Source organism: Streptococcus infantis (assembly GCF_001579645.1).
Lineage (GTDB): Bacteria > Bacillota > Bacilli > Lactobacillales > Streptococcaceae > Streptococcus > Streptococcus infantis_E.
In genome coordinates this window covers 680350-688041 of sequence record NZ_KQ970818.1, presented here as the reverse complement: position 1 = coordinate 688041, position 7692 = coordinate 680350, and the positions used below count along the sequence as shown (strand labels likewise).

At 39.5% G+C, this 7692-nt stretch carries 9 protein-coding genes; all 9 read left to right on the top strand.

The window, feature by feature from the left end:
- Positions 1 to 134: 134 nt before the first annotated feature.
- Positions 135 to 890, top strand: a complete 756-nt coding sequence (locus SINDD18_RS03270; RefSeq protein ID WP_061863059.1) for a DUF4336 domain-containing protein — start codon at positions 135 to 137, stop codon at positions 888 to 890.
- Between the two features lie 11 nt (positions 891 to 901).
- A complete protein-coding gene (locus SINDD18_RS03265) occupies positions 902 to 1555 on the top strand; it encodes a uracil-DNA glycosylase (RefSeq protein WP_061863058.1) in 654 nt (217 codons plus the stop codon).
- Between the two features lie 9 nt (positions 1556 to 1564).
- Positions 1565 to 2029: an NUDIX hydrolase gene (locus SINDD18_RS03260; RefSeq protein WP_061863057.1), complete on the top strand. Its 465-nt coding sequence runs from the start codon at positions 1565 to 1567 to the stop codon at positions 2027 to 2029.
- Between the two features lie 12 nt (positions 2030 to 2041).
- A complete protein-coding gene (locus SINDD18_RS03255) occupies positions 2042 to 3313 on the top strand; it encodes a dihydroorotase (RefSeq protein WP_061863056.1) in 1272 nt (423 codons plus the stop codon).
- Between the two features lie 10 nt (positions 3314 to 3323).
- Positions 3324 to 3584 carry a hypothetical protein gene (locus SINDD18_RS03250; RefSeq protein ID WP_061863055.1) on the top strand — a complete coding sequence of 87 codons (261 nt, stop codon included), beginning with the start codon at positions 3324 to 3326 and terminating at the stop codon, positions 3582 to 3584.
- Positions 3585 to 3595: 11 nt separating this feature from the next.
- Positions 3596 to 4936: an MATE family efflux transporter gene (locus tag SINDD18_RS03245; protein WP_061863054.1), complete on the top strand. Its 1341-nt coding sequence runs from the start codon at positions 3596 to 3598 to the stop codon at positions 4934 to 4936.
- A gap of 179 nt (positions 4937 to 5115) precedes the next feature.
- Entirely contained in the window at positions 5116 to 6084 is a 969-nt protein-coding gene (locus SINDD18_RS03240) for a thiamine pyrophosphate-dependent dehydrogenase E1 component subunit alpha (protein WP_061863053.1), read from the top strand.
- A 17-nt stretch (positions 6085 to 6101) separates the two neighbouring features.
- Positions 6102 to 7094, top strand: a complete 993-nt coding sequence (locus tag SINDD18_RS03235; protein ID WP_061863052.1) for an alpha-ketoacid dehydrogenase subunit beta — start codon at positions 6102 to 6104, stop codon at positions 7092 to 7094.
- Positions 7095 to 7422: 328 nt separating this feature from the next.
- On the top strand, positions 7423 to 7692 hold a 270-nt coding region (locus SINDD18_RS11250; protein ID WP_241497322.1), incomplete at its 3' end, for an E3 binding domain-containing protein.

Here is a 7692-nt window from a genome sequence, read left to right as displayed (position 1 = left end):
CAAAGAGCCAATAAAGGCTCTTTAGAATAAATTCTTTCTAAAACTTCTCAAATCTCAATAGATACTTTTAAAAGTGGTTTAGATAGCCACTTTTTGCTATAATAGAGGCAGTATTAAGGAAGGAGTAGTTAACGATGTCAAGGCCAGAACTTTCTCTTTATGAACCGTTGTATTCACTAAAGGAAGTTGATCAAAATATCTGGATAGTAGATGGTGATTTGATTCAAATGGACGTGAAGATCTTCAAACTTCCTTTTCAGACACGTATGACGGTGGTTAAGTTAAATGATGGCAAACTTTGGATTCACTCTCCGATTGCGCCAAATGAGGGACTGTTTACTGAACTGGACGCTTTGGGCAAAGTCGCTTACCTGATTTCACCAAATAAGATTCACTATGCCTATATTTCAGATTGGAGAAAAAGATATCCTCATGCGCAAGCATGGTCTAGTCCAGGAGTTGAAGAGAGAGCGAAAAGTCAGAATGTCAAGGTAGAATTTGATGCTCCTTTAACAGATATGGCTCCTGACCTATGGTCTGATGAGATTGAACAGCTTATTTTTAAGGGAAGTTCTGTCATCGAAGAGGTCGTGTTTTTTCATAAATCAACTAAAACACTTATTGTAACAGACCTTATAGAGAATTTTGAACCAGAAAAAATAGCTAGTCCAATCCGCAGAAAATTCTATCGTTTAGCTCGTGTAACAGCCCCTGATGGTCAAACTCCTATCGATTATCGGATGACTTTTTTAGGAAGACAAAGGGAAGCAAAGGTTTCCTTTTCCCGTATGTTAAACTGGAAACCGGATAAAATCATACTTGCACATGGTTTATGCTTTTTTAAAAATGGTACGGATGAATTAAAACGTGCTTTTAGATGGATACTATAAAGGAGATTAAGATGCAACACTCATCCTGGCATGCTTTGATTAAAGAGCAATTACCTGAGGGTTATTTTGGGAAAATCAATCACTTTATGGAGCAGGTTTATGCTCAAGGAACTGTATATCCTCCTAAAGAAAAGGTTTTTCAGGCTCTTATAACAACTCCTCTGGAAGAGGTTAAGGTGGTTATCCTTGGTCAAGATCCTTATCATGGACCAGGTCAGGCGCAGGGCTTAAGTTTTTCGGTTCCAGATGCTATTCCAGCTCCGCCATCCTTGCAAAATATTTTAAAAGAACTTGCGGATGATATTGGGGTAAAACCGTCACATGACTTGACCTCTTGGGCAGAGCAGGGAGTCATGCTTCTCAATGCTTGCTTGACTGTCCCTGCTGGGCAGGCTAATGGTCATGCTGGTCAGATATGGGAACCCTTTACAGATGCTGTTATTAAGGTCGTCAATAACATAGATAGACCCGTAGTTTTTGTACTTTGGGGAGCATACGCCCGTAAGAAGAAGTCCTTGGTTACCAATCCTCTGCATTTGATCATTGAGTCAGCCCATCCAAGTCCTCTTTCTGTTTACAGAGGATTTTGGGGTTCCAAGCCTTTTTCTAAGGCCAATGCATTCTTAAAAGAAACAGGACAAGAGCCAATCGATTGGCTTAGATAAGGAGAGAATATGCCTCAGTTAGCGACAATTTGCTACATTGATAATGGAAAAGAATTGCTCATGCTTCTTCGCAATAAAAAGCCTAATGATGTTCATGAAGGAAAATGGATCGGTGTAGGTGGAAAGTTAGAGCGTGGAGAAACTCCACAAGAATGTGCTGCTCGTGAGATTTTAGAAGAAACTGGTCTAAAAGCAAAACCAGTATTAAAAGGAGTGATCACCTTTCCAGAGTTCACACCGGACTTGGACTGGTACACCTACGTCTTTAAGGTGACAGAGTTTGAGGGTGAATTGATTGACTGTAACGAAGGGACCTTAGAATGGGTTCCTTACGATGAAGTTTTAAGCAAACCGACCTGGGAAGGGGACCACACCTTTGTTGAGTGGCTCTTAAAGGATAAACCCTTCTTTTCAGCCAAGTTTGTTTATGATGGTGATAAGTTATTGGATACCCAAGTGGATTTCTACGAATAAAGGAGAAAGCAGATGCTAGTAATCAAAAATGGTCGTGTGATGGATCCCAAGTCTGGTTTGGATCAGGTTTGTGATGTCTTGGTTGAAGACGGAAAAATTGTCAAAATTGCTCCTCAAATTGATAAGGATGAAGCTCAAGTCATTGATGCTACTGGTCTTGTAGTTGGGCCTGGTTTGGTGGATATCCATGTCCATTTCCGTGAACCTGGTCAGACTCATAAAGAAGACATTCATACAGGAGCACTAGCAGCAGCTGCAGGTGGATTTACAACTGTCGTTATGATGGCTAATACCAATCCAACTATCTCAGATGTTGAGACTTTGCAGGAAGTTCTTCAATCTGCAGCAAAGGAAAAGATCAACGTTAAATCTGTCGCAACGATTACCAAAAACTTTAATGGGCAAGACTTAACTGATTTTAAAGCTCTTTTAGATGCTGGCGCAGTTGGATTTTCTGATGATGGGATTCCACTTGAAAGCAGTAAAGTTGTCAAGGAAGCCATGGAAAAGGCAAAAAAACTCAACACCTTTATCAGCTTGCACGAAGAAGATCCTGGTTTAAATGGTACGCTTGGTTTTAATGAAAATATCGCTAAAGAACATTTCCATATCTGCGGTGCTACTGGGGTTGCAGAGTACGCTATGATTGCTCGTGATGTCATGATTGCCTATGCAACCAAGGCTCACGTCCATATCCAGCATTTGTCTAAGAAAGAAAGTGTTAAAGTTGTAGAGTTTGCTCAAAATTTGGGAGCTAACGTAACTGCAGAAGTAGCTCCACAGCATTTTTCTAAGACTGAAGCTCTGCTTTTGACTAAAGGAAGTAACGCTAAGATGAATCCACCTCTTCGTTTGGAATCAGACCGTCGCGCCGTCATTGAAGGTTTAAAATCTGGAGTCATTTCTGTCATTGCTACTGACCACGCGCCTCACCATGCAGACGAAAAGAATGTTGAGGATATTACCAAAGCTCCATCAGGTATGACAGGTTTGGAAACTTCCTTGTCACTTGGTTTGACCTATCTGGTGGAAGCTGGCGAGTTGAGTTTAATGCAATTGCTAGAAAAAATGACCTACAATCCAGCCAAACTTTATAATTTTGAAGCAGGTTATCTAACTGAAAATGGTCCAGCTGATATTACGATTTTTGATGATAAAGCTGACCGAATCGTTGGCACACATTTTGCTTCTAAAGCAGCTAATTCACCATTCATTGGTGAACAATTAAAAGGGCAGGTTAAATACACTATCTGTAAGGGACAAATCGTTTATCAAGCAGATTAGGAGCTTGAGGATGAATTATTTTCGTAAACTTAGAAATCGTAAACGAAATGCTTGTCATGGAGTATATTGTCCAGCCGCTAACCGTGCTAAAATTCAGTATGAAACCAAGGAAAAAGCTGACCATGCTGTAGAGTATGATAATGGTGGTTTGGTTAGAAGCTATTATTGCGCCTCATGTAATTGTTGGCACACGACATCAAAAGTTAGTAATCCACCCTTGAGCTTGAGAAAATACGGCTTAAAGCTTTTTGGCTTGGATGAAAAGGAGTAGAAAGAGTAGGTATGCATACAACAGAAACAATTAAAGACAAAATCATCTTATTTTTAAAAATTTTCTTTCCTATTTTAATTTATCAATTCGCTAATTTTTCCGCATCTTTTGTCGATACCACGATGACGGGCCAATATAATACTCTCAATCTAGCGGGTGTTTCAATTGCAACTAGTTTATGGAATCCTTTCTTTACCTTTTTGACTGGAATCGTCTCAGCCTTGGTCCCTATTATTGGTCACCATTTGGGACAAGGGAAAAAGAAAGAAGTTTCTTCGGATTTTTATCAATTTCTTTATTTGGCTTTAGCTTTATCTATCGTGCTTTTTGGCTTGGTTTTCTTCTTAGCACCAATTGTCTTACAATTCATGGGGCTGGAAGTGGCTGTATCCAGTGTTGCCATACGTTATCTGTGGCTCCTAGCCATCGGTATTATTCCACTTTTGCTTTTTAGTGTTATTCGATCGTTACTTGATACGCTAGGACTGACAAAGTTATCTATGTATCTTATGATTCTTTTACTTCCTTTAAATAGTGGATTTAACTATTTACTAATATATGGAGCTTTTGGTTTTCCTGAGTTAGGAGGTGCAGGAGCAGGTCTGGGGACTTCCCTTGCGTACTGGGCTTTGTTACTGATTTCAGTTTTGGTTTTGTTAAAGCATAAAAAGCTTAAGGAATATCAACTCCTAAAACCTATGCCCCTACAAATCAAAAAAATCAAGGAAGCTATTTATCTTGGTCTACCAATTGGGGGGACGGTATTTGCTGAGGTTGCCATTTTTTCAGTTGTTGGTTTGATTATGGCGAAGTTCTCATCACTAATTATTGCCAGTCATCAGTCAGCTATGAATTTTTCAAATCTGATGTATGCTTTTCCTATGAGTATTTCAACTGCCATGGCCATTGTGATTTCTTATGAGGTTGGAGCTAAACGGTTAGACGATGCTAAACAGTATATTCATATTGGTCGTTTAACAGCTTTGGTGTTTGCAGTTTTAACACTTAGTTTTCTCTACATCTATCGTGAAAATGTAGCCAGACTATATGGTCAAGATTCAGAATTTATCCAACTGACAGCATCTTTTATGACCTATAGCTTGTTCTTCCAGTTAGCTGATACATTTGCGGCGCCTTTACAAGGTATTTTAAGAGGTTACAAGGATACGATTGTTCCTTTTTGTCTTGGTCTTCTCGGATACTGGGGTGTTGGGATTCCACTTGGGTTATATCTTGATTATTCGACTAGTTTAGGTGCGTACTCCTATTGGATTGCTCTTATCATTAGTTTAATGGTAAGTGGAATTCTTTATCAGTGGCGTTTACAAGTTATTATGAAAAGATTCAAATAATTTGTTGAAAAATGATGAAAAAACAATTTGTGAAATTTGTATTTTATATAAAGAAAAGTCTTGATTTTACTGACTTTTCTTTTTTTATATTGTGAAAAATTGCAAGCATATTTTTTGACACTAATTAACCTATAAAGTAAAATAGAACTATAAGAATTTAAACTTAGAAAGGCAAGATTATGTCAACTTTAGATAAAAATCTTTTGCTTGAGATGTTCCGTAAGATGGAAGAAATTCGTCGTATGGATTTAAAAATTGCTCAATTAGTAAAAAAAGGTAAAGTGCCAGGTATGACGCACTTTTCTGTTGGTGAGGAAGCTGCCAACGTTGGGGCTATGTTAGCTCTAAACGAAGACGACCTCATAACATCGAACCACCGTGGTCACGGACAAGCCATTGCTAAGGGAATCGACCTTAATGGTATGATGGCTGAAATCCTTGGTAAGTATACTGGAACTTGTAAAGGTAAAGGTGGATCAATGCACATCGCCGACCTTGATGCAGGTAACCTTGGTGCCAACGGTATTGTTGGTGGTGGTATGGGTATTGCAGTAGGTGCAGCCCTTACTCAACAAATGAAAAACACTGGTAAAATCGTTGTCTGCTTCTTTGGTGACGGAGCGACAAACGAAGGTGTCTTCCACGAAGCGGTGAATATGGCTTCGATCTGGAATCTCCCAGTTATTTTCTACTGTATCAATAATGGTTACGGAATTTCAGCAGATATTAAGAAAATGACCAATGTTCAACATATCCATGAACGTAGCGCAGCTTACGGTATTCCTGGAATGTTTATCGAAGATGGTAACAATGTAATCGATGTCTATGAAGGATTTAAAAAGGCAGTGGACCATGTTCGCTCTGGTAAAGGTCCTGTCTTGATTGAGAGTGTAACCTACCGTTGGCTTGGTCACTCATCTTCAGACCCAGGTAAGTATCGTACACGTGAAGAAGTAGAAGAGTGGAAACAAAAAGACCCAATCGAAAATCTTCGCAAGTACCTTGTTGAAAATAAGATTGCTAGTGCAGAAGAACTTGAAGAAATTCAAGCACAAGTTAAGGAAGCAGTGGAGGCATCTGTTAAATTTGCTGAAGAGAGTCCATTCCCTCCGCTTGAATCAGCATTTGAAGATATTTACGCAGACTAAGGAGAAGTAGAGAAAATATGGAAACTAAATTAATGTCTTTCCGCGATACCATTATCCTTGCAATGTCTGAGGAAATGCGTCGTGATGAAAATGTGCTTTTGATGGGTGAAGATGTCGGAGTTTTCGGTGGAGACTTCGGTACTTCAGTAGGTATGCTTGAAGAATTTGGTCCAGAACGTGTTCGTGACTGTCCAATCTCTGAAGCTGCAATTTCTGGTGCAGCAGCAGGTGCTGCTATGACAGGACTTCGTCCAATCGTTGATATGACTTTCATGGACTTTTCTGTAATTGCCATGGATGCTATCGTTAACCAAGCCGCTAAAACTCGTTATATGTTTGGTGGTAAAGGTCAAGTCCCAATGACAATCCGCTGTGCGGCCGGTAATGGAGTTGGTTCTGCAGCTCAACACTCACAATCCTTGGAATCTTGGTTTACGCATATCCCAGGATTGAAAGTTGTAGCGCCAGGTACACCAGCGGATATGAAAGGGCTTCTCAAGTCATCTATCCGAGACAACAACCCAGTTATCATTCTGGAATACAAATCAGAATTCAACCAAAAAGGTGAGGTTCCTGTTGATCCAGACTATACTATCCCACTTGGTGTCGGAGAAATCAAACGCGAAGGTACTGATGTAACAGTAGTAACCTACGGTAAAATGCTTCGTCGTGTCATGCAAGCAGCTGAAGAATTGGCTGAAGAAGGCATCTCAGTAGAAGTAGTAGACCCACGTACTTTGGTTCCACTTGATAAAGAAATCATCATTAACTCAGTTAAGAAAACAGGAAAAGTAGTTCTTGTCAATGATGCCCACAAAACAAGCGGCTATATTGGTGAAATCTCAGCTATCATTTCTGAATCAGAAGCATTTGATTATTTAGATGCACCTATTCGCCGTTGTGCAGGTGAGGATGTACCGATGCCTTACGCACAAAATCTTGAAAATGCAATGATTTCAACAGTTGAAAGCATCAAAGCTGCAATCCGTAAAACTTACAATAAACAATAATACATAAAATAAATTATGTAAAAAAATCAATCAGACGAGAAGCTTTGTATCTATAGATGCAAAGTTCTCTACGTCCTTGATATCTTAGATTAGAGCACGGGCTAAAAGCTCGGAAAAAAGATAAATCTCCTTGACTTCATCGAAGTCTGCGTAGATTTCCTATTTTTCAGTCGCTTTTAAACGCCCTTTGCATCATAAAATTGAACTCGGGCTAAAGTCTGTGTGAAAAAGATAAACTTTCCTAGAAACTAAAGTTTCTTCGTCAAGTTTCCTATTTTCACTGTGACTTTTGACGCCCTTAGTATCTTGTAATAGAATAGGAGAGGTCATGGCTGATGATAAGCTAAGAGCGACTCCTGCGGCTAGAAAATTAGCAGATGATTTAGGGATAAATCTCTACGATATTTCTGGCTCAGGCGCAAACGGTCGTGTCCACAAAGAAGACGTGGAAACATATAAAGACACTAACGTGGTTCGCATTTCACCACTCGCAAAACGAATTGCACTAGAGCATAATATTGCTTGGCAAGAAATCCAAGGAACTGGTCATCGTGGTAAAATCATGAAGAAGGATGTTTTAGCCCTTCTTCCTGAAAAT

Coding starts and splice junctions, on each gene's coding strand:
- SINDD18_RS03270 (WP_061863059.1), top strand. CDS start 135: ATGTCAAGGCCAGAACTTTCTCTTTATGAACCGTTGTATTCACTAAAG.
- SINDD18_RS03265 (WP_061863058.1), top strand. CDS start 902: ATGCAACACTCATCCTGGCATGCTTTGATTAAAGAGCAATTACCTGAG.
- SINDD18_RS03260 (WP_061863057.1), top strand. CDS start 1,565: ATGCCTCAGTTAGCGACAATTTGCTACATTGATAATGGAAAAGAATTG.
- SINDD18_RS03255 (WP_061863056.1), top strand. CDS start 2,042: ATGCTAGTAATCAAAAATGGTCGTGTGATGGATCCCAAGTCTGGTTTG.
- SINDD18_RS03250 (WP_061863055.1), top strand. CDS start 3,324: ATGAATTATTTTCGTAAACTTAGAAATCGTAAACGAAATGCTTGTCAT.
- SINDD18_RS03245 (WP_061863054.1), top strand. CDS start 3,596: ATGCATACAACAGAAACAATTAAAGACAAAATCATCTTATTTTTAAAA.
- SINDD18_RS03240 (WP_061863053.1), top strand. CDS start 5,116: ATGTCAACTTTAGATAAAAATCTTTTGCTTGAGATGTTCCGTAAGATG.
- SINDD18_RS03235 (WP_061863052.1), top strand. CDS start 6,102: ATGGAAACTAAATTAATGTCTTTCCGCGATACCATTATCCTTGCAATG.